Raw genomic sequence first — 22,618 nt, forward strand, 5'->3', positions numbered from 1 at the left:
TATTTTCTGGAACAGTGTTCCAAAAAAATTAAAAACAGATTATAGTTGTTTTAGATTCTATCTCAAATGCCGTACAGATGAATCATTCAGATAAGGAGTTTCCTAATTATTCAGCTTTTGGGAATAAGTAGGGAGCAAAACTGAATAAGCGATGGAAAACGCATATTTGCTTATACACACTAATGGAGTAAGTGTATGACTCAACAGGTAAATTTAAGGGAGTTTATTGATGAAAATCGCATATCCCCAATACAAAAACTAGTTATCTTTTTATGTTTAATGATTGTCGTTGTTGATGGTATTGATATATCAATCATGGGATTTGTGGCTCCTGTCATTAAGCAGCAATGGGGAATTACTACAACTGATCTTGCACCCGTAATGAGTGCAGCATTAATTGGTTTAGCTGTAGGTGCAGTGATTTCAGGACCTTTGGCAGACAAGTTTGGACGTAAAAAACTACTCATTATTAACTTAATGGGTTTTGGTGTATTTACTTTATGTGCAGCAGTTTCTAGCAATGTGACGGAACTGATGATGTTCCGTTTTATTGCTGGTTTATTTATGGGTGGAGTAATGCCGCAAGCTGTTACGTTGGTAACGGATTACTCTCCCATGAGAATGAATGGCCGTATGGTTACCATCATTCTAAGTGGATTCACAATTGGTGCTGCTATTGGAGGTTTTTTGGCTGCTTGGGTGATTCCACATTTTAACTGGCATGCCATGATGATTATTGGTGGAGTCCTACCACTTGTTCTAGCCGTTATTGCAGTATTTAAATTACCTGAATCTATTGGTTATAAAGTCCTGAAGGAACATCCAAAAGCAGAGATTGATGCCATTATCCATAAAATGGCACCAGATTTTGATACAGCTAACACTGTTTTCGTTTTACCTAAAGCAAAAACTAATACGGTTGATAATCCGGTAAAAGCAGTCCTGAGTCCTTTTTATTTCTTAGGTAGCTTTTTGCTCTGGTGGAGCTATGCATCTGGTTTGTTTGTGGTGTATTTACTTGGAAGTTGGTTACCAATGATGAGCCATGAATTTGGTTTCAGCATTAGCGAAGCTTCAATTATCACTGCGATTTATCAGCTAGGGGGTCCAGTAGGTTGTATCGCATGCGGTTATTTGATGGACAAGTTAAATCCACACCTTGGATTAGTGATTGCATATCTTTTAGCGATTGGCTTCATGTTCTTTCTAGGTGCAGTGGGTCATAACTTTGTAATGTATAGCATGATGTGTTTCTTCATCGGTATGTGGATGAATGGTGCGAACGCAGGTCTTAACAGTGTTTCCAGTTCATTTTACCCAGTTTTTGCTCGCGCGACCGGCAACAGTTGGATGCATGGGATAGGCCGATTAGGAGCAGTGGGTAGCGCATTTGCGGGAGCATATTTTTTAAGCCTAGGATGGGCGACGAGCAAAATATTCCTTGTGCTTTGCTTACCAACCGCCGGTATGGTCGCAGCATTAATCATTATGAAACTGGTTTATTCGCCAACAAAGATACGTCAGCACGAACTTAAAAAAGTTCAAATCTAAAATTTTCTAACTCATCGACTTTTAAGGAGATTGAATAATGGATATTCAATTGAATGGATCAACTCGTCTTTATTTTGTGGTCGGACATCCGATTGTACAGGTCAAATCACCTGAGGGTGTAACGATGGAGCTGCTTAAAAAGGATTTAAATGCGATTGTTATACCTGCTGATGTGGCACCAGAACACTTCCCAAATTTTGTTCAGCAAAATTTGTATTTAAATAATAGTGACGGCTTGATTGTCACGGTACCTCATAAAATTTCGGCTTTGAATTGCTGCCAAAAATTAACTTCACGTGCACAGTTTATTGGGGCGGTAAATACGATTCGCCGCTGTAAAGAAGGGTGGGAAGGAGACATGCTTGATGGTAAAGGCATGGTACAAGCGATACGAAATAAGTTAATCGAGCTAAAAGATAAACGTGCCATTTTGGCGGGAGCTGGTGGAGCAGGTAAAGCGATTGCTTATGAATTACTTCTTGCTGAGGTAGCAGAGTTAGCAATTTTTGATGTAGATCAAACGCGTCAAAAACAACTAGTTGAACAACTTCAACAGCTAGGTAAAGGAAAAGTTGTTGCACATAACAATGATCCAACAGGATTCGACGTTGTGGTCAATGCGACACCTATGGGAATGAATGGCGATCCTTCAGCAGCTTTTCAATTAGAAAAAATAACTGAACAAATGTCGGTTGCAGATGTGGTGACTAGTCCTGAAAACACGCCATTTATTCAGCATGCGTCTACTTTGGGATGTAACGCAGTTAAAGGAACGGACATGTTTATTGAGGTTCGCGACTTAATGATTGCTTATTTACTTGAGAAAGAGCAGGAGCAACAAGATGTCGCGTGAATATTCACTTTCATTTTTGACCGTTGCAGATGTGAGTCCTGTAGAAGCAGTCAAAATTGCAGCAAAGTGTGGTTATGCAGCAGTGGGCTTACGCCTGCTGCCAGCAGCACCTAATGAAGTAGATTATCCAATTTTAAATGATAGCAAGCTAATTAAGGAAACAAAGGCTGCTTTGAATGACACGGGTGTTCGTATTGCTGATGTTGAAATTGTGCGAATTACTCAAGATTTTGAACCAAGAAAATATTTGCAGTTTTTAAGTACCGCTGAGCAGCTCGGTGCTAGGCATATTTTAGTTGCAGGAAATGACCCTGAGCAATCACGACTAATTCATCACTTCGCACAATTTTGTGAATTAAGTAAACAGTTTGACTTGAGTTGTGACCTAGAGTTCATGCCGTGGACCAATGTGAAAAATTTGGCGCAGGTTGAATATATCGTGAATCAATCAGGGCAAGAAAATGCGGCCATTTTAATTGATGCATTACATTTTGACCGATCAGATTCAACACTTGATCAGATCAAAGCACTTAATCCAAAGCAATTGAACTATGTTCAGCTTTGCGATGGTTTTGCTGAATATGATCCGAGCGACGAAGGCTTAATTAAGATTGCACGTTCTAATCGATTAGTGCCAGGGCAAGGAGAAATTGATCTTGTAGGGTTAATTCGTGCTTTACCTAAAGAAATTATGTTAGCTGCAGAAGTCCCCAATTTAGTACTAGCTGAACGTCCTGCTCTCGAACGCGCTGAAGTTAATTTGCAAGCAATGAAGCAGCTCGTTGCGCTCGCTCAATTGGGCACGGTTACGGGGTAATAAGTATGAACGCAAAAACCCAACAACCATTTCAGATGATTCCGATGCCAATTCGTGAATGCTACGAATGTGATGTTTTGGTCATTGGCTCAGGTGCAGGTGGGCTTTCAAGCGCCGTGACCGCAGCATATGAAGGATTAAAGGTTATTGTCGCAGAGAAAGCATCCGTATTTGGTGGAACTACTGCTGTATCGGGAGGGTGGTTATGGATTCCTAATACACCTCATGCTGTACGTGAAGGAAAAGCCGAACCAATTGAGGTACCAAAGCTATATTTAAAAAATATTTTGGGTGAAAAGTATGATGAAGCAAAGATTCATACTTATTTAACTCAAGCACCCAAAATGGTGGAATTTTTCGAAGCCAAAACTGAGGTTAAGTTTAATATTGGTGCCGCAGTACCTGACTTTTTCAATATTGAAGGTGCTAGGGTTGGGTGGCGTTCGATTGTTGCAGCACCTTACGATGGCTGTTTACTTGGTCAGAAACTAAATATCCTACGTCCGCCAATTCCTGAAACTACGCTTTGGGGAATGGGTATCGCTTCTGGCGCAGATATGAAGCATTTCATTAATACTTTTAATGCAATTCCATCCTTTATCTATGCGACCAAAAGAGTATTACGACATTTTTTTGATCTAATTTTTACTAAGCGCTCAACTCAAATTGTGAATGGTAATGCTTTGGTGGCTCGGCTACTCAAATCTGCATTCGATTACAAAGTACAACTATTAGCAAATCATGCCATGACTGAATTACTTGAACAAAATGGTCGAGTGATTGGAGCATTATTTAAAACACCAGCTGGTATCGTCAAGATAGTAGCAAAACATGGCGTGGTATTAGCGACAGGCGGTTTTCCGCATGATGAAAAACGTAAACAAGCTTTATTCAAACATGTGAGTGAAGGAACTCCTCATCATTCAGCCGCTCCTGAAACAAATATAGGTGATGGCTTAATTGCAGCAGAAGCAATTGGAGCAACTGTTGATCAAACCTTGCCTTGGTCTGGCGCATGGGCACCTGTTTCACTTATGCCACGTTTAGATGGAACTTTAGGTCGTTTTCCACATTTGGTTGAGCGAGGCAAACCAGGGTTAATTGCTGTTTTAAAAAATGGCCGTCGGTTCACGAATGAAGGTGATTCCTATCCATTATTTATTAAAGATTTATTCAAACATACATCGCAAGGCAAACAAGCACATTGCTGGTTGATTTGTGATCACAAGTTCATCCGCCGTTACGGCTTAGGCGCTGTTAAACCTTTTCCAATTTCTCTAAAGCCTTGGCTAGACAACGGTTACTTAAAACAAGGACACACTATTCAAGAGCTGGCTGTGGCGTGCGGTATAGATCCAGTTCAGTTTTTAAAAACAGTAGAGCAGTACAACCAATATGCCTATTTAGGCCAAGACCCCGAATTTCAACGTGGTACTACTCCTTATCAAAAAGCACAGGGTGATGCCGATCATCATCCGAACCCATGTATTGCCCCGATTGAAAATGGACCATTTTATGCAGTTGAGGTGGTGCCAGGAAGTTTAGGGACATTTGCAGGACTGGTTACAGATGAATATGCCCAAGTTCTAAATAAAACAGGGCAACCGATTAATGGATTATTTGCGGCTGGAAATGATCTTAATAGCATCATGGGGGGGCAATATCCAAGTGGTGGAATTACCTTGGGTCCAGCCATGACATTTGGTTATCTTGCTGCAAAAAAAATTGCTGAACAAGCTAGAACTGAAACAGTAGCGTTCCTGCCACATAAGCAAGACTAAGGAGAATTGAACATGGATAAAGAAGTTGATTTATTGGTTATTGGCGGTGGGGCAGCAGGCATGTCCGCAGCACTTTTTGCCAAGCTTAATGGATTAGATGTCTTACTTTGCGAAAAGGCTTCACAAGTAGGTGGCACTTCAGCAACATCAGGTGGAACGATTTGGGCACCAGGCTCACATTTAAGTGTTCAAGCAGGCGTTCCTGATGATATTGAGCAAGCTCGAATTTTTCTTAAATCTGTCGTTGGTGAACGTGGTGGTGAAGAACTTCGTGAAGCATTTCTAGCTTCATGTGCGGATATGGTCCGTGATTTAGATGAGAAAACTACAGTTAAGCTTAACGCTTGTTTAGCACACCCCGATTATGTGAAAAATCAACCAGGTGAAGCATTTGGTGGTCGTGCACTTGCACCTGCTGAGTTTGATGCAAGTGTTTTAGGTGCTGACTTTAAATATGTACGTCCCCCACGATCGGAATTTATGGGCTTAGGCGGCATGATGGTCAATCGTACTGAATTAAATGCATTGTTAAATCCTTTACAAAGCTTTCAGAACTTTATGACTACCTTAAAAGTTGTGGTGCCTTATTTGCTGTCACGTCTACGCTTTAATCGGGGTACACGGCTTGTTATGGGTAATGCTTTGGTAGGTAGCTTATTTTATAACCTTAAACAAAAACATGTTCCTGTTTGGTTCAATGCACCACTGCAAGAATTATTAGTCGAAAAAGGCAAAGTGGTGGGAGCCAAAATTGAAACCGAACAAGGCGTAAAAGTCGTTCGTACCAGAAAGGGTGTAGTTTTAGCTACTGGTGGTGTGGGGTGGAATATAAAGTTACGCCAACAATTGTTCCCAAAAGGTTTAATCACAGACTCACTTTCACCTTACTCAAACACGGGCGATGGGCTTAGTAAAGCTATGGAAAAAGGTGCAAAACTTGACCCATCTGTGGATAGCAGTGTGCTGTATTTCCCATGCTCCGTCCATGTTCATGCCAATGGTTATAAAGCTATTTGGCCACACATTATTTTAGACCGGGCCAAACCAGGTGTAATAGCTGTCAATGATGATGGCAAACGCTTTGTCAATGAGTCAGATTCCTACCACGACTTTTGTATGGCACAGCTCAAAACTAATCAAGGTAAACCAAAAATTCAGTCTTACCTGATTTGCGACCAAACTGCGATTCAAAAATATGGGTTAGGTTTTGTTTTGCCAGGCGCAAAAAAACTCGATTACTACCTCAAAGCAAAATATTTATTCTCTGCAAATTCACTAGAAGAGCTTGCCCAAAAGGTTGGGATTAACGCTCAAGGATTGGTGAATACAGTTCAACGTTTTAATCACCTCGTTGAACAGGGTGTAGACACAGACTTTGGTAAAGGCAGTGGTGTGATGAATCGTTTTAATGGAGATCCTGAAGTCAAACCTAATCCATGCTTGGGCAAACTTGAGCACGGTCCCTTTTACGCTTTACCTGTCATTCCAATGGACTGTGCGAGTAGTGGTGGATTAGCTGGCGATATTTATGGTCGAGTGTTTGATCAGAATAATCAGGTGATTACTGGACTATTTGCCTGCGGTAATGACCTATCTTCAATTTTTAAAGGAACATATCCGGGCCCAGGAACAACACTAGGGCCAGGGATGGTATTTGCTTGGCGAATTGCTCAATTTGCCGCAGGAAAACTAAATAAACAAGTGACTGAACAACCTACACAAATGACACAACCACGGAGAACCGCATGAAGCTTTATCAACTGATTAACATTACTATCAAAATGGGTACAACTGCGACTGTTGCAGCAGGTATTCAAAGTTTTTACCAAGATGAGGCAGCTAAGGGTAAGTTACTTGGAGTATTTTTCTCTGATATAGGCGAGCTCAACCAAGTTGTTGTATTACGCAGCTATGCTTCACAACAAGAATTAGATGATGAAAATACGCGTTTAGCAGCACAAGAAAACTTGTTTGGTGCATCTGAAAATATTATTAGATATTCAGTAGAAAATTTTGCTGGTTTTGACTTCTTACCAGAAGTTGAGGTGGGTGAATTTGGTCCTGTATATGAAATCCGCACTTATGAGTTGAAACATGGTGGTGTCCCTCATGTCCTTGAAGCATGGAAAAATGCAGTGCCAATTCGGACTCAATACTCAAAATTAACAATAGCGATGTATGCTCTTGATGGCACACCTCGTATTGTAAGTATTTGGCCATATGCGTCATTGAATGAGCGTTCGGAAGTTCGTGCCAAATCAGTGGCAGATGGCATTTGGCCACCAAAAGGTGGTCCACAGTGGTTAACTCATGCAATGAAGTCAATGATTGCACTACCAACTTCAGTATCGCCACTGAAATAAAATTTGGTAATAATGTATTGAAAACTAGCCTACTATTTACTTAGTAGGCTTTTAAATATAGAAAATACAAGCAAGAAATAGGTTTATATATCTAGTTTAACTACTCAAATCTTATTGAATAAAGCATTACTAAATTTTAACTGGCAAATTAAGCACCACCTGAGCATCCTCAATAACATCTAAGCGTAAAATTTTTGAAGCGCCAAGTTCATTTAGCAACTTAGTTAAAGGGCCTTCATTTTTCACTAGTTGTACTTTCTTTGGAAAAAGCTTTTGCGCAAAAGAAAGAATGTTGGACTGAACCTCTGTCTGGTGCCATTTTCCATCGACTACATGTAGCATAGTTGCTTTATTAATATGTGTTTCAGAATCGACACTTTTTAAAGTAAGAACAGCAGTTTTTAAACTTAAATCTAATTTTCCATTAACATCAAAAATATTGGCTTGCACTTCTTTTGAGTTAATCTCGACATCAATTTTAGTTAACCATTTTGGTAGTTGGTAACCATATACACCACGCACTCTGGCGATTTCAGTATCAACTGGCAAAGCTAAAACATGTGCATAAAAATGACGTTGACGCATCGATTTCATTAACTCTGCGATGTGTGGCCCACGAGCATTAGGCTTACGGACAACAATCGCAATCGACACTTCGTTATAAGGGTCATTGTCACAAACTGAATAGGTAAAAAATGTGACGGCGACCAAACCATAGCCCGGAAATGGTTGTAATGGCGTTAAAGCAGCGGGAAGTTTTGCTTTAATTTGCTTAATCGGAGCAAGCATTAACAACTGAACATTTGCACTACGATAATAAAAGTTGGGTGCCCAAACAGGACCTACTCTCGATTCCACAATTTTTTTAGGAATATGACGGAAAAAGCTAATATTGCCAGCAGCTGGATCTTGAGCCACTTCATCTAGGTCAGGATTCATTCTAAAGCGGTCATAATAACCACCTTTCGGTACTTTGACTTTTTGTTGCCCGAATTCAACCTCAGTAAATTGTTGTTTTATATTCATTGGAGTTCACCTTTACATTAATTGACCGAGTAGCTACCGTTGTCTTTAACAAGACGTATTAATTAATAGCCAATGTGGTCACTATAAGTTTAAAGCTAACTTTAAAGTCAAGGCTTTAATTTTGACATATCAAATCCTTGACATTTAAAAGAAATAAAATAAAAACAATTAAAGTTTAAAAAGATACAAACTTGATGAGCGTCTTCATATAAATTTTATTTTTAAAAGATGATTAAGATAGTTGACCTTAAAGTTAACTTTAAGATTAGTATAAATATTCAAATCTTTATAACGAATCAACAAGCAGTTTTTCACCAGGAGAACAAAGATGGGATATGTAACCACAAAAGATGGCGTAGAAATTTTCTATAAAGATTGGGGACCACGCGATGCCCAAGTTTTATTTTTTCATCATGGTTGGCCTTTAAGTTCAGATGATTGGGACACACAGTTACTTTTTTTCCTTAAAGAAGGTTTTCGTGTAGTTGCTCATGACCGCCGTGGCCATGGACGTTCAAGTCAGGTGTGGGATGGTCACGATATGGACCACTACGCAGATGATGTGGCAGAAGTGGTTAAACATCTGAATATTAAAAATGCAATTCATATTGGCCACTCGACAGGTGGCGGTGAAGTTGCTCACTATATTGCGCGTCATGGTCAAGAAAACGTTGCAAAAGCTGTTCTTGTCAGTGCAGTTCCACCCCTAATGGTTAAAACTGAAAATAATCCTGAAGGTTTACCAAAAGAAGTCTTTGATGACCTGCAAAATCAAGTTCTCACCAACCGTGCGCAATTTTTCCGAGACCTTCCATCTGGCCCGTTCTATGGTTTTAACCGACCAGATGCGAAGCCATCTGAAGGTATCATTGCTAACTGGTGGCGTCAGGGTATGACGGGCAGTGCAAAAGCACATTACGATGGTATTGTGGCGTTCTCACAAACTGACTTCACCGAAGATTTAAAGAAAATCACCATTCCTGTTTTGGTGTTGCATGGCGATGACGACCAGATTGTGCCTTATAAAACTTCTGGTGTGAAATCTGCTGAGTTACTCCCAAATAGCCAACTCAAAATCTACCCAGGTTTTTCGCACGGCATGTTAACTGTAAACCATGAAGTGATTAATGCTGACTTGTTGGCGTTTATTCGTGAATAATTTAAAGCTTTAAACTTTAAAAAAGAGGCCTGTTAAGTGCCTCTTTTTAATTTATAAGTAAATGAAATTGAAAGTAATAAATATAAAAATGCTAAAAGGTATTGACATTAAAGTTAGCTTTAATCTTAAAGTAAAGCCATACTGAATGAGGTCATTCCAATGAAAGTGTTCGAAAAATTAGTATTCCCAAATGGCTCATATGTTCCGAACCGTATTGCTAAAGCAGCAATGGAAGAAAACATGGCCGATTTAAACCATGCACCATCAGAAGAATTAATGCATTTATATCAAACTTGGGCAAATGGTGGTGTCGGTCTAATCATTACTGGAAATGTGATGGTAGACCGCCGAGCGATGACTGGACCGGGCGGCGTAGTGCTTGAAGATGAAAAGCATCTGGATACTTTTAAAAAATGGGCACAAATTGGTCGTTCAAAAGGCGCTCAAATTTGGCTTCAAATTAACCATCCGGGTCGACAAATGCAAGCTAACCTAGGTCAGCAGACTTGGGCGCCATCAGCTATTTCACTAGATCTTGGCAAAATGTCAAATCGCTTTAATACACCAATTGAAATGACTGAATCTATGATTGCAGAAGTGATTCAGCGTTTTGCAAACACGGCACGTTTAGGTGAAAAAGCAGGATTTACTGGTGTGGAAATTCATGCAGCGCATGGATATTTATTAAGCCAGTTTCTTTCACCACTGAGCAATAAACGCCAAGATCGTTGGGGTGGTTCTTTAGAAAACCGCGCTCGTATTTTAATTGAGATTGTTGAAGCGGTCCGTAAAGTGGTTTCGCCAGAGTTTACCGTTGCAGTGAAACTAAATTCAGCCGATTTCCAGCGTGGCGGTTTTAGCGCTGAAGATGCTCAGCAGGTGGTTAAAATGTTAAATGAGCATGCAGTCGATTTGGTTGAACTTTCAGGTGGTAGCTATGAAGCGCCTGCAATGCAAGGCCAAGCACGTGATGGCCGTACACTTGCTCGCGAAGCTTACTTTTTAGAATTTGCGCAAGAAATTCGTAAAGTTGCCAAAATGCCTGTTATGGTCACAGGTGGCATACGCCGTAAACAAGTGGCAGAGAAAGTGGTTGAAAGTGGTGTAGATATGGTCGGTATTGCCACAGCTTTAGCGATTGAACCTAATTTGCCAAATGCTTGGAAACAAGGCAAAAATGTTTCACCTGAACTCAAGCCAATTACATGGGAAAATAAAACATTCGCTTCACTTGCCAATATGGCTGTGGTCAAATTCCAGTTACGTAATTTAAGCGCTGGTAAAAAAACAAAACCAAATGTTTCACCAGCTTGGGCTTTAATTTTGCAACAATCAGCTATGTCATGCCGTACCCGCCAATACAAAAAAGGCATGCGTGACTATACATTTGCTTCTTAATAAGTGAGTTGTGTTATGACAAATCCTAACGATTCAAACTGGATAATTTATGGAGCAAATGGCTACACCGGTGAGTTAATCGCTCGTGAAGCTGTACGCCAAGGTATAAAACCAACTTTGGCTGGTCGTAACAAAGCTAAGGTTGAAACATTAGCTCAAGAGTTGGGGCTCGACTATAAAGCTTTTGGGCTTGATAACGTAAATGCGATCAGTGAGCAACTTCAGGGCTTTAAACTGGTCATGCTCTGTGCAGGGCCATTTTCAGCAACATCAAAACCCATGATGGAAGCTTGTATAAATGCCGGCGCTCACTATTTAGATATTACGGGTGAAATCGCTGTATTTGAATTGGCACAGTCACTTAACAGCCAAGCTGAAAAAGCCGATATTGTGCTTTGTCCGGGTGTTGGTTTCGATGTGATTCCGACAGATTGTGTTGCCGCTGCCCTCAAAGAAGCATTGCCAGATGCGACTCATTTAGCACTTGGTTTTGACTCTAGAACAGGTTTTTCACCGGGTACTGCTAAAACAAGTACAGAAGGCATGGCCGAAGGCGGAAAAATTCGTAAAAACGGAAAAATTACCACCGTTCCATTAGCACATTATGTTCGGACTATTGATTTTGGTGACGGTAAAAAAAGTGCCATGAGTGTTCCATGGGGAGACGTATCTACTGCATTCTATACAACAGGTATTCCAAACATTGAAGTGTTTGTACCTGCATTCCCTAAAATGATTTTTGGTGCGAAAATGATGAACTATTTACGCCCAGTATTAAAAATTAATGCTGTGCAGAAGTTTATTAAGTCTCGTATTGAAAAAACGGTTGTGGGGCCAAATGAGGAACTTCGCGCAAAAGTACCTACTTATGTTTGGGGTGAAGCCAGAAATTCACGTGGGGAAATTAAAACTGCCCGTATCCAAACAGAAAATGCGTATAGCCTTACCGTAAATGGCTCACTGACTGTGGTGAATTATTTACTCAAAAATACCGTGAAAGGCGGTACATATACGCCAGCAAAACTGATGGGTTATAAGCTAGTGACTGAGCTGCCGGGTTCTGGTCCGCTGGTCATTAATTAAAAGCTTTTATCAAAACAGCATGTTTATAAATAGTCCCGAATAAGGAGTTATTCTTGTTCGGGTTATTTTTAAATATTTCAAGTAAATACGGCTTAATATGGATAAAAAGAAAAACAGAAAACAAAACACTCCATAAGAAATAATTCAAATTGAATATACTAAAAAGCGATAAATATTTTTCATAACAAAGGAATGAGAATAATGAGAAAACTCATACTATTTCTACATGCATCGCTTGACAGTTTTGTCGAAGGTCCAAATGGGGCAATGGACATAGGTTGGATTGCTTACGATGCCGATTTAGCAAACCATGCAAAAGAAGTTTTGAGCACTGCCGATACGGTGATTTGGGGACGTGCGACTTACCAAATGATGTATAATTACTGGCCAACCATGCTTTCAAATCCAGAAGCTTCAGAGCATGAACGCAACCATGCTGAATGGATTGAAAAGACCGAAAAAATCGTTTTTTCAACTACTTTAGATACAGTTGAATGGAATAATTCCCGCCTTGTAAAAGACCATGTTGAAGAAGAAATTAATAAGCTGAAACAGCAATCAGGCAAGGATATGGTGATTCTGGGAAGCCCACGATTCGCGCACTACCTGATGCAACTTGATTTAATTGATGAATATAAAATTACAGTTTCACCGGTGCTGATTGGTAGTGGCTTGCCACTGTTTCAAGGCATTCAGCAAAAGACCAATCTTAAACTTATTGAAAATAAAACGTTTGCTTCTGGCGCCATCGGGCTTCACTATCAAAAGATTGGTTAGTTTTTTCTATAATATTTGTATGGAAAAGACGAATTACAGCGCTGGTCTATAATTCGTCTTTTTAGCTTTATTGCATGCTGCTTAAACGCTTAACAACTGCTTCAGCAATTTCTTTACTCGACTGTGGGTTTTGTCCAGTAATTAATCTGTCGTCTGAAACCACATATGAGGTAAACGGAATAAATGCTTCTTTATATTTTGCACCACGTTCAATGAGTCCATTTTGTAAAGAAAATGGAACTTGAGATTTAATACCAGAAAGTGTTTCTTCTATATTTGCAAAACCCGTAACAGTTCTACCTGTAATTAACGGTTTGCCATTTTCATCCTGCAAAGGTAATAAACCACCTACGCCGTGACAGACCGCTGAAACGACTCCACCTTGGCGATAGATCTGTTCGCTAATGTTTTGCAAAGCTTTATTGTTTGGGAAATCCCACATGGTGCCGTGTCCACCCGTATAGTAAATGGCTTTGTACTGGGTAGGATTAATCGCGTTCGGAGCTAATGTTGTTTTTAACCGCTGCATAAATGCTGGGTCGGCTAAATGCTGACGAGCAGATTCATCTAGGTAAATAGACTTTAAACTACGTTCATCTAGTGGAACTTCGCCACCTAAAGGACTTACAAAATCCATTTCATAACCCGCAGCCAAAGCGACATCGTAAAAATGAGTGAGTTCAGTCAGCCAAAGTCCTGTTTTATCCGAACGGGAAGGATAAGCCGAGTGATTGGTCATTACGACTAAAATTTTTCCATTTGCTTTGGTAAGGCTTTGAGCTTTATCTGACTCTGCAGCGTGTACCACGTTTGTAGTCAAAAAAATGGCAAAAATAATGGTTAACCAACGCTGAAAATTCCAAACTTTAAACATGACAGGTCCTCATTCATTACCTGTAGCCAATCGTATGTTTAAAGCATACTTTAAGGTCAATAGGTCTCGAAGAAATTACGGTGTTTTTGCTTTGTCGAAATAGAGATTCATGAGGCGTTCTGCATTTTGCTCGCAGGTAATTTCATCGGGTTTGTTGTTGATCGCATCAATCATGGTACGTAAGTTTTGCTTACTCACCTTGAGTTTTTGTTCTAAAAGCTCTATTTCTTGAATTTTTAATTCAATTGTTTGAATAAGGGCATCATGGTTCCAAGTGGCAACTTTTGAAGGCAAAAAACCTTTAATTTCTGCTAAAGAAAACCCAACTTGCTGGGCTTGTTGGATAAGAGAAAGTTGCTTCAAATCGTTATCGGTGTATTCACGATAACCATTCGATTTTCTTTTTGCTTTAGGTAAGAGTTTGATTTGCTCATAGTAACGAATTGTAGGGGTGCTTAAGCCGCTTAGTTTCGATAACTCGCTAATATTCATGGCATAGACTCTATTGACATTCAAGTTAACTTTAGACTTATAGTGTTGTAAAAGCAAGGTTCATAACTTTACCAAGCACACACTTTCAGTAACAACTTTCTATGCTTTGATAGAGGAAAGAATAGAATTATAAATATGAAAAATGAGGTGAGAAAATGTCTAAACGTATATTACACGTCGTCACCAATGTTTCACGCTATAAGGATGTAGATGAACCAACAGGGCTATGGTTAGGCGAACTCACCCATGCCTATGATGAATTTGAAAAGCAAGGTTACATACAAGATATTGTTAGCCCAAATGGCGGTAAAACTCCAATTGAACCTAAATCGCTTGTACCGTTAGTTGCAGATAAGTCTGTTAAAGACCGAGAAAAAGATCAAGCCTTTATTACGCTACTGGCGAATACCTTTAAGCCTTCAGATATTAATTGGGAAGATTATGACGTGATTTACTACACAGGTGGTCACGGGGTGATGTGGGATTTTTTAGATAACCCAGAGCTCCAAGAAATTACCAAAAACATTTATGAAAAAGGCGGCATTGTTTCAAGTGTTTGTCATGGCTACTGTGGGTTACTTAATGTACGACTTTCAAATGGTGAGCGACTGATAAAAGATAAGAAGTTAACAGGCTTTGCTTGGAGTGAAGAGGTTTTGGCCGGAGTGGCAAAAAAAGTGCCGTACAATGCCGAAGAGTTAGCGAAAGAATACGGCGCTCATTATGAAAAAGCTTTTATTCCCTTTGCACCATATGTAGTTCAAGACGGCAAGTTAATTACTGGTCAAAACCCATTTTCAGCTAGAAAGACGGCTTTAGCGATAATAGAAGAGCTAGAAAAGTCGTAATTGTTAATGATTCAAACATAAATCCGACAAGCAAAACCAGTGACGGTTTTGCTTGTCGGCTGGGATCTAGCACGGCTAATTTTTAAGGAACAATCACAAAATCAGGGTTTGCTATTGCAAAAACTGCTTCGCGATCTGCGGCTGGTGGATAAATCCAGACGGTATTAATTTCTTGTTTAATTTTTTTAGCTTCATCACGCACAAATTGAACTTGGCGATCCCAACCTTCGCTATAAAGTGCGCCCCAAGGACCTAAGTCAACACAGGTCACATACTTCGGTTGACTGTATGGATGAAGTGGTAAATCAACTAGTTCTGCCGCAGCGTTGTAACCCGCTACACGACCTAGACTCATGGCATGTTGGCAAGACATCACGTTAAAGTTACCTAAATCATCGGTTGGAACTTTTACAGTGTCGCCAGTCACAAAAACATTTTTTGCTTCAGGTGCATGTAAATAAGCATCACCTAAAATACGTCCTAAATTATCTTTTTCACCAGCAATTTGAGAGGTGAGCGAGTTAGCTCTCATGCCAGCAGTCCAAATCACGGTTTCTGTTTCAATTCTTTCGCCGTTTGAAAGCGTTACCCCTGATGCATCAAGTGCAGTAACGCGTAGCCCAGCTTTACCTTCCACACCAAGCTCGTTAAGAGCTTCTCGAATAACTGTAGCAGCTTGGTCACCCATTGCTGCACCAATTTCTATAGATGAGTCTACTAAAACAACACGTATATCAGTTTCGCCTAAAATGCTACGCAGACGTTCAGGCATTTCGGTAACGGTTTCTAGCCCCGTAAGCCCACCACCTGCAACGACCACGGTGTTACGCGCTGCATTTGCAGGTTTATTAGCTAAGTTTTTAAGATGTTGGTCTAGTTTTTCAGCATCTTCTAGTGTGCTTACGCTGAAGCCATATTCGGTAAGGCCCGGTATCGGGGGCATAAACGTAGTACTTCCGGTTGCCAGAATAAAACGGTCATAGCTTAAGGTTTGTTTGTTGCCATCGGTGGTTGAAACTTCGATTGTCTGTTGGTTGCCATCAATTTGATTTACCCAACCTGCTAGATATTTAACCCCAACCACGCCTAGTAACTCTGAAATATCAGGGTTCATGTTTTCTAGTACAGCTTCATAAAGACGAGGGCGAATACCAACATTCGGGCTAGGGGAAACCATCACTACTTCAATATTTTGTTCTTGCGACGCTAAATGAATTGCTCTTTGTGCAGCAAGTGCAGCCCATAAACCAGCAAAGCCAGAACCAGCAATAATAATACGCTTACTCATTTGATTATCCTTTTGATAGATTTTCGGACAACACATTCCAACTCATCACAAAATTTAGGGTGAGCGAATCCTTTCCCTGATTGTCCGAAAAATCTGAGAAGGCGTTTAAAACGATTAGGGGGTGTTATTACTCTAGTGTTTGAGACCCTTTCAGCTCATTAGTCGGGGGTATCCCGTGAGATTTTGTTTTTCCGCATTTTTGCTGTTCTTCCTTCGATGCGTTCATTGATCCAGCCATTTACATCACTAAAAAATACGTCGGGTGCATAACGGCCAAAACGGTCAGCAATATCACCAAGGGTATGAGCACCTAAAGCGTCTCGCATGGCTTTTTCGGCCTGTAGCATGACGGCATGTACTGCACACACACCGCTGGTTGCCCAGTCTGGTGGAGCATGATTAAAGACTGCACATTTACCACGAACTTCTTGGCACTCAAAAAGTGGTTTTTCACCTTCGATTGCATTCACAATATCTAAAAAACTGATTTCATGAGCAGATCGAGCAAGTAAATACCCACCACGAACACCTTCTTGAGCAATAACGAGACCTGCCTTTTCAAGTTTAGGAAAAATCTTGGCCATAAAACTTGGAGAGACTCCTTGTAATTCGGCAAGATCCTTACTACTCAAAGGTTTATCTTCATTGTTCACAAGAAAAAGAAGACAGTGAATCGCATACTCGACGCTACTAGTGATATAAGCCATTTAATTTCATAATTGATCAACTACAAACACAGACTAATGCAGTCTGCGTTTTTAGTCAATAATAAAACTAAGACAAAGTTAGTCCTAGTTTTATTTTGGAGTGGGATGGATGGCAGAAGTGGAGGATATATAACTGAATTTAAATACCTTTAAAGTAAAATTGAAGGATATAAATAATTTAGAAAAATATCGAAAAACTTACGAACGCCACCAATAATTTTCGACATTTGGTTCATTTAAGTTTAATAGTTCTCCCATTTGCGGTGTGCTAATCGCTAACGCATTTTCTTTAGCTAAACCGACAATACGTTCGAATGGGTCATCCCAAGCATGAAGCGCCAAATCAAAAGTACCGTTGTGTACAGGTAATAAATGACGACCTTTTAAATCGATATGTGCTTGTAAAGTTTGCTCTGGTTGCATGTGAACATCAGGCCATTCGGGGTCGTAAGCACCAGTTTCTAACATGGTCAGATCAAATGGGCCATAACGATGTCCAATCTCTTTAAACCCATCGAAATAGCCTGTGTCACCGCTAAAAAATACACGTAAGTCATTATCAATAATCACCCACGAGGCCCAAAGCGTCGCATTGCTATCGCCCATACCACGGCCTGAAAAATGATGAGCAGGGGTAGCCACCAATTTTAGTCCATCCACATTGGTAGTATCCCACCAATTAAGTTGTTGAACTTTTTCTGCTGGAATTCCCCATTTAATGAGTGTGTCACCGACACCAAGCGGTGTTAAGAAATGCTCAACTTTATCGTTAAGTTGCATAACCGCATGATAGTCGAGATGGTCGTAGTGGTTATGCGACAAAATCACGCCTTTAATGGGTGGTAAGTCGGCAATGCTAATCGGTGGCTGGTGGAAACGTTTTGGTCCAAGCCACTGAAAAGGTGATGCACGCTCTGAAAAAACTGGGTCGGTTAACCAAAATTCATTTTGCAGTTTTAACAAGATGGTTGAGTGGCCCAAACGAAATAGAGAGCGATCGGGCGCACTTAATAACTGTTCTTTCGACAAACTTAAAACAGGAATTTCTCTGTTTGGAACGGTATCTTTTGGTTTATTAAATAAAAACTTCCACATGAGCTGGAGCGTTTTACCAAAAGAAGGCTTGTGTTGGTTTGGACGTGTATTTCTAAATTTGCCATTGTGTTGTTGAGATGGCATTAAAGGAGAAGGCAAGTCTGTTGTGTTTGAAATAGTCATCTTGTTTTTCCTTATTGGAACAAACCTATATGTGCAAATAAGAACTTGGGCTAAGTGCTTATTTTGATTTATTTAAATGAGTATTTGCTCACTCATTAATTCGTTTAAAAATAAGGACGCCGCGCATCCTTAACTTTTATCTAAATTGAAACTGCATGCCAAAACGCTTCAAAACCAGATTTACGATAAAGTTCGGTTTGAGAAGGGTCTTGGGCAATAAAATTAAGTGTAACTTCTGCAAGCGCACCTAAAATTGAAGCAATAAATAACGGTGGATAATCTCTTAATTTGCCATCGTTAATACGTTCTTGAATGTTTTGGGTGAGGTCACAAAAGGTTTGCATACCAATTTGTTTGCTTTGCTCAGTAATTTGTTCCGAAGTCGAAAGCTGTGCCATGACTTTTCGTTTAAGAGGAGCTTCTAAACTCCAGTCCAAATAGCTTTGCCAAATATGTGACATTTGTGTTTGTAGGTCAGAATCAGCAGGGTAACCAAGCATCATGACCTGACGTAGTTCAGCCTTTAGTGAAAGATATAACTGATTGAGCAATTCTTCTTTATTGCTAAAATAGGTAAATAAAGTACCTTCTGCTACACCAGCGACTTTTGCAATTTTTGAGGTAGACGCACGTTCACCAAGCTCTGCTAATGTTTCAATAGCAGCACTTAAAATTGCATTACGTTTATCTTCACTGCGTGGACGAGCCATATATAAACACATTAATTGAGTGATTACTCAATCATACATAAAAATAGCAAGACAGCAAGATATATTTTGTTAGATCTACATTATTGATTCGTTCTAAATGTAATGGGTGTTTGACCTGTCCATTTCTTAAAAGCTCGTGTGAAATTTGTAGGTTGTATATAGCCCAGATAAAGCGCAATTTCTTGTATATCCATATCACTATGAAGTAACAAATGTTCAGCTTCTTTTTGTTGAGCTTCTTCAAGCAGTTGCAGATATGAAGAACCGACTTGGTTCAAATGGCGCCGTAATGTTCGACTAGACATGTTTAAGCGAGTCGCAATTTCATCAAATGAGGGATAACCCACCTGTGGTTTTAAGTTTAGTTCGGCCTTTACGGTCAGGCATATATCTTTAATTTGCTCTGAAAAACGGATTTGTTCAGCTTCACACTGCGCCAGAGCTTGTTTAAAGGCAATCGGATCTGCCATTTTAATGGGTAAATCTAGAAGCTGTTTTTTATATCGAATTTGATTAGTTGCTTGGTTAAATCGAATAGGTGGCAATAAATGCTGATAGGCTTTGTGATAGGTAGGTTCTGACCAATCCACCCATAACTCAATTTCAGTAAAGTCATGCTCTATCAAAAATTGACCAGCTTGAATCACCCCAATCATCAAACATTCATAAAAAAAACGTCTAAGCTTTTCCACTTGCGTGGGCTGATTGCTGACAACAGGATGAGTTTCTTTAATTTCAATAATAGAAAATTCATGATCGTCTAGCAGAGCAATGCGGTAATCTTTTAATCGCATGTTAAAGAATTGCGTTGAAACATCGAGAGCCTGATGTAAGTTTGGGCTACTCATTAAGGCATATCCCATCGGGCCATGAGCAGTTAAACGCAGTTTTAGCCCATATTCATATCCCAAGCCAGAATCTTTCGACAATAACAAGCTTTCCCATGCCAGTTTAGACCACTGCACAGGAGTAATTCGCGCATCTAGTTGATCTAAAAGGTTTAAGGGAATTTTACTTTTCTTCAAAATTTCAAGCGCAGAAAATCCTTTGTCGACCATGATTTCTAGTAACAAATGCGCATAAGAAATAGGAATGCTGGCTTTGGAAAGCCCATAAGGATCTTTCATATTGTTTTTTATTATGGCCGAAAATGATTATCAGTATGTCTGATCCACATCTCACGCTCAAGTTAAAAGTTCGGAATAATCAATTTACTATATTTTGAGCATCAATTATGAGCTTACCTATTCCACAAGCTTCCTCTCGAGTTGTGATTACTGGCGCTTCATCAGGCATTGGTGAACAGCTAGCAAAACAGTTTGCTGTACGGGGCTATTCTTTAGTTTTAGTGGCTCGTCGTGTAGACAAACTAGAGACACTCGCAGAAAAATTAAAAGCCGAATATCAAATATTCGTAGATTTATATCCATGTGATTTGGGTGATCGGGCGGCGCGAGCTAAATTTCGTGATTATTTAGAAAATATTGAAGTAGCCATTCTTTGTAATAACGCTGGATTTGCGACTTTTGGTTGCCTACAAGACTTAGATGCAGACCGAGAGCGTGAAGAAGTTGAAGTTAATTCGGTGGCAATTCATGATCTGACTTTAGCTGTGTTGCCACAAATGATTAAAAGAAAAGCTGGGGCAATACTCATTGTGGGGTCTACCTCTGGTCATCAGCCGACTCCAGCAAATGCAACTTATGCAGCAACTAAGGCGTTTGCCAATTCTTTTGCCGAATCATTACATAGTGAACTTAAAGGAACAGGTGTCAGTTGTACGTTGCTGGCACCAGGGCCAACCAAAACTGGTTTTAATGAAGTTGCAGGCATTACAAAAATTGATGGTGTTGGTGGCAATTTTGTTTGGGTAACAGCAGAACGAGTAGCTAAAGAAGCGATTCAAGGCATGGATCGAAATTGTCGAATTGTGATTCCGGGGTTTGTGGCACAGGCCCAAACCTTTGGAGGGCGTTATACACCACGCATTATTTTACTGCCCATTCTTAAACAAGTATTTTCGAGATTAAGCCCATGAAACAGTTGATTAATGACTTACGTGTGCCTGTAGGTTTAGCCAATCTTGGCAATAAGCTTTATCACAATGCTCAATATTTGACTGCTGTTGTTGAAATTGATGAAAAAGCAATGGCGCGCTGGTTACCATCTGGAATGACACTAGTTAAACCTGCCAGAGCCGATCTGTTTTGTGCGTATTTCCCAGAAAATGTCTATACGGGCGCTTACCATGAAGCGGGTTTATTCGTTCATATTAAAGTAGGCAATAAAACAGGAATCTTTTGTCCTTGGATGATTTTGGACGATGACCGAGCCATGATTATTGGCCGTGAATTGTTAGGCTACCCTAAAAAGATGGGAGAAATTAGCTGGGAAAATGATGGCAAACGCATTTTAAGCAAAGCTTCACGCCGAGGCACAACACTCATTGAAATGGAAGCCAAGCTGGGTGAAGTCATTCATGATGCACCTCCAATTTTAGGATTACCGCATCGGAATATTACGGGTGGATTAGGAATTAGTTTACCCCGTGAAGTTCGATTTACCCCGAAAGAGCATCCAGTTGAAGTACGTCAGGTTGAAATGAACTTACGTTTTACAGGCACAGCAAACGATCCTTTACATGATATGGGGTTAGTCGAAGTTATAGAGGCCAGATTACATCGCGTTGATTTGTCGGGAGGGTTAATTCCACCGATTCAAATACCTCGGTTACGTACGCCGTTATTTTTATTACGTCAGTTTAATCCACGCGTTTTATAACTGGAGAATAAAGATGAATGCAGTTTTTGAGTCAAAGCCAGCACAAGGTTTTTTTAAAATTTCCGCATCAATTGACATTACAGTGCGCCAGTTAGACTTATCTTTTCCAGATGAAATACCAGAGTTTTGGTTTAAAAATAATCCCTTGCTGACCATGTTATTTACTGCCTTGTCGAGTGCTTTTCCAGATGGTGAACGGCAGTTTATTTATAGTGTGCGTAATTATCAGGACAAAATTAGCGATCCTATTTTGCTTAAACAAGTCCGAGCTTTTATTGGTCAAGAAGCTCATCACGGCAAAGAGCACGATGCGCTTAATGCTGTCATGCTTAAAAAAGGTTATCCAGTTGAACGTATTTATAAACGTTTTAAAAAGATGAACCGTATGTTGCAGCAACGATTTTCTTTAGAGCATCAGTTGGCTTGCACGGTATGTATGGAACATTTAACGGCAATTTTAGCGGACTATTTTATTAGTATCGCGCCCGAAGACTTAGAGTTATTTGATGTTCATTTGCGAAAAATTTGGGCTTGGCATGCCATTGAAGAAACAGAGCATAAAGCTGTGGCGTTTGATGTTTACCAATCTTTAGTGAATAGACCTTATTTCTTACGGTTGGTGATGTTAGAAACCACGCTTTCTTTTCTCATAATTACCACCAGAGGAACAAAAGAGCTTTTAAAGGCTTCGGGCAAAAATAGAGATTTTAAAAGTCTATATGTGGGTTTGAAATATTTGCTTGGCGGTCAAGGTGTGATTCGAAAAATTAGTCGCAGTTACTTAGATTTTTATTCTAAAAATTTCCACCCTTGGCAACATGATAACCGTGAGCAAATGATGAAATTAAAAGACATATATCTCAATGAATGATTTTTAAATTTAGGAAGAAAG

At 39.9% G+C, this 22,618-nt stretch carries 22 protein-coding genes; 14 read left to right on the forward strand and 8 right to left on the reverse strand.

Going from position 1 to position 22,618, the window contains the following annotated elements:
• The first annotated feature begins 195 nt into the window (after positions 1–195).
• Genes K6I41_RS08380 through K6I41_RS08405 form a run of 6 tightly spaced genes read left to right on the forward strand, consistent with a single transcriptional unit; the run spans position 196 to position 7,365 of the window.
• On the forward strand, positions 196–1,551 hold the full coding sequence (locus tag K6I41_RS08380) for an MFS transporter (RefSeq protein WP_250375614.1): 1,356 nt from the start codon (positions 196–198) through the stop codon (positions 1,549–1,551).
• Positions 1,552–1,588: 37 nt separating this feature from the next.
• A complete protein-coding gene (locus K6I41_RS08385) occupies positions 1,589–2,404 on the forward strand; it encodes a shikimate dehydrogenase family protein (protein ID WP_250375615.1) in 816 nt (271 codons plus the stop codon).
• Complete coding sequence (locus K6I41_RS08390; protein ID WP_250375616.1) at positions 2,394–3,221, forward strand: sugar phosphate isomerase/epimerase family protein; 828 nt, start codon at positions 2,394–2,396, stop codon at positions 3,219–3,221. The genes K6I41_RS08385 and K6I41_RS08390 overlap by 11 nt, the downstream gene beginning before the upstream one ends.
• 5 nt (positions 3,222–3,226) lie before the next feature.
• Positions 3,227–5,002 carry an FAD-dependent oxidoreductase gene (locus K6I41_RS08395; RefSeq protein WP_250375617.1) on the forward strand — a complete coding sequence of 592 codons (1,776 nt, stop codon included), beginning with the start codon at positions 3,227–3,229 and terminating at the stop codon, positions 5,000–5,002.
• Between the two features lie 12 nt (positions 5,003–5,014).
• Positions 5,015–6,751 carry an FAD-dependent oxidoreductase gene (locus K6I41_RS08400; protein WP_250375618.1) on the forward strand — a complete coding sequence of 579 codons (1,737 nt, stop codon included), beginning with the start codon at positions 5,015–5,017 and terminating at the stop codon, positions 6,749–6,751.
• Complete coding sequence (locus K6I41_RS08405) at positions 6,748–7,365, forward strand: NIPSNAP family protein (protein ID WP_013197734.1); 618 nt, start codon at positions 6,748–6,750, stop codon at positions 7,363–7,365. The genes K6I41_RS08400 and K6I41_RS08405 overlap by 4 nt, the downstream gene beginning before the upstream one ends.
• 129 nt (positions 7,366–7,494) lie before the next feature.
• Here the strand turns inward: K6I41_RS08405 and K6I41_RS08410 are convergent, their stop codons facing one another.
• Positions 7,495–8,391: an acetoacetate decarboxylase family protein gene (locus tag K6I41_RS08410; protein WP_250375619.1), complete on the reverse strand. Its 897-nt coding sequence runs from the start codon at positions 8,389–8,391 to the stop codon at positions 7,495–7,497.
• Between the two features lie 328 nt (positions 8,392–8,719).
• On the opposite strand from K6I41_RS08410, the gene K6I41_RS08415 reads away from it, so the two are divergent.
• The 4 genes from K6I41_RS08415 (at position 8,720) to K6I41_RS08430 (ending at position 12,808) form a co-directional block, all read left to right on the forward strand.
• Positions 8,720–9,550, forward strand: coding sequence for an alpha/beta fold hydrolase (locus tag K6I41_RS08415; protein ID WP_191900911.1), 831 nt, complete (start codon positions 8,720–8,722; stop codon positions 9,548–9,550).
• 159 nt (positions 9,551–9,709) lie between these two features.
• Complete coding sequence (locus K6I41_RS08420; RefSeq protein ID WP_250375620.1) at positions 9,710–10,948, forward strand: NADH:flavin oxidoreductase/NADH oxidase family protein; 1,239 nt, start codon at positions 9,710–9,712, stop codon at positions 10,946–10,948.
• Positions 10,949–10,963: 15 nt separating this feature from the next.
• Positions 10,964–12,031 carry a saccharopine dehydrogenase family protein gene (locus K6I41_RS08425; protein WP_250375621.1) on the forward strand — a complete coding sequence of 356 codons (1,068 nt, stop codon included), beginning with the start codon at positions 10,964–10,966 and terminating at the stop codon, positions 12,029–12,031.
• A 201-nt stretch (positions 12,032–12,232) separates the two neighbouring features.
• A complete protein-coding gene (locus K6I41_RS08430; protein WP_192835621.1) occupies positions 12,233–12,808 on the forward strand; it encodes a dihydrofolate reductase family protein in 576 nt (191 codons plus the stop codon).
• 67 nt (positions 12,809–12,875) lie between these two features.
• Here K6I41_RS08430 and K6I41_RS08435 read toward each other — a convergent pair whose 3' ends face one another.
• Positions 12,876–13,682: a type 1 glutamine amidotransferase domain-containing protein gene (locus K6I41_RS08435; protein WP_250375622.1), complete on the reverse strand. Its 807-nt coding sequence runs from the start codon at positions 13,680–13,682 to the stop codon at positions 12,876–12,878.
• Positions 13,683–13,757: 75 nt separating this feature from the next.
• Positions 13,758–14,174 (reverse strand): MerR family transcriptional regulator, encoded by a 417-nt coding sequence (locus tag K6I41_RS08440; protein ID WP_199945620.1) that lies wholly within the window; start codon positions 14,172–14,174, stop codon positions 13,758–13,760.
• 155 nt (positions 14,175–14,329) lie between these two features.
• Between K6I41_RS08440 and K6I41_RS08445 the strand changes: the two genes are divergently transcribed.
• Positions 14,330–15,022 carry a type 1 glutamine amidotransferase domain-containing protein gene (locus tag K6I41_RS08445; RefSeq protein WP_250375623.1) on the forward strand — a complete coding sequence of 231 codons (693 nt, stop codon included), beginning with the start codon at positions 14,330–14,332 and terminating at the stop codon, positions 15,020–15,022.
• A gap of 82 nt (positions 15,023–15,104) precedes the next feature.
• Here K6I41_RS08445 and K6I41_RS08450 read toward each other — a convergent pair whose 3' ends face one another.
• From K6I41_RS08450 to K6I41_RS08470, 5 genes are all read right to left on the reverse strand, one after another.
• Complete coding sequence (locus K6I41_RS08450) at positions 15,105–16,310, reverse strand: NAD(P)/FAD-dependent oxidoreductase (protein WP_250375624.1); 1,206 nt, start codon at positions 16,308–16,310, stop codon at positions 15,105–15,107.
• 158 nt (positions 16,311–16,468) lie between these two features.
• A complete protein-coding gene (locus tag K6I41_RS08455; RefSeq protein WP_003651943.1) occupies positions 16,469–17,017 on the reverse strand; it encodes an RrF2 family transcriptional regulator in 549 nt (182 codons plus the stop codon).
• Positions 17,018–17,215: 198 nt separating this feature from the next.
• Positions 17,216–18,235, reverse strand: coding sequence for an MBL fold metallo-hydrolase (locus K6I41_RS08460; RefSeq protein ID WP_250375625.1), 1,020 nt, complete (start codon positions 18,233–18,235; stop codon positions 17,216–17,218).
• Positions 18,236–18,375: 140 nt separating this feature from the next.
• Positions 18,376–18,945, reverse strand: coding sequence for a TetR/AcrR family transcriptional regulator (locus K6I41_RS08465; RefSeq protein WP_035366076.1), 570 nt, complete (start codon positions 18,943–18,945; stop codon positions 18,376–18,378).
• A gap of 80 nt (positions 18,946–19,025) precedes the next feature.
• Positions 19,026–20,072 (reverse strand): AraC family transcriptional regulator, encoded by a 1,047-nt coding sequence (locus K6I41_RS08470; protein WP_250375626.1) that lies wholly within the window; start codon positions 20,070–20,072, stop codon positions 19,026–19,028.
• Positions 20,073–20,179: 107 nt separating this feature from the next.
• Here K6I41_RS08470 and K6I41_RS08475 point away from each other — a divergent pair, with 107 nt between their 5' ends.
• From K6I41_RS08475 to K6I41_RS08485, 3 genes are read left to right on the forward strand one after another with little or no spacing between them, the layout of a single operon-like run.
• The gene (locus K6I41_RS08475; protein WP_250375627.1) at positions 20,180–20,983 is read left to right on the forward strand and encodes an SDR family NAD(P)-dependent oxidoreductase; all 804 of its coding nucleotides are present in this window, start codon (positions 20,180–20,182) and stop codon (positions 20,981–20,983) included.
• Positions 20,980–21,726, forward strand: a complete 747-nt coding sequence (locus K6I41_RS08480) for an acetoacetate decarboxylase family protein (RefSeq protein WP_250375628.1) — start codon at positions 20,980–20,982, stop codon at positions 21,724–21,726. Before K6I41_RS08475 ends, K6I41_RS08480 begins: the two co-directional genes overlap by 4 nt.
• 13 nt (positions 21,727–21,739) lie before the next feature.
• Complete coding sequence (locus K6I41_RS08485) at positions 21,740–22,597, forward strand: metal-dependent hydrolase (RefSeq protein WP_250375629.1); 858 nt, start codon at positions 21,740–21,742, stop codon at positions 22,595–22,597.
• Positions 22,598–22,618: the final 21 nt, after the last annotated feature.

This window comes from Acinetobacter sp. AS23 (genome assembly GCF_023612055.1).
GTDB classification, from domain to species: domain Bacteria; phylum Pseudomonadota; class Gammaproteobacteria; order Pseudomonadales; family Moraxellaceae; genus Acinetobacter; species Acinetobacter oleivorans.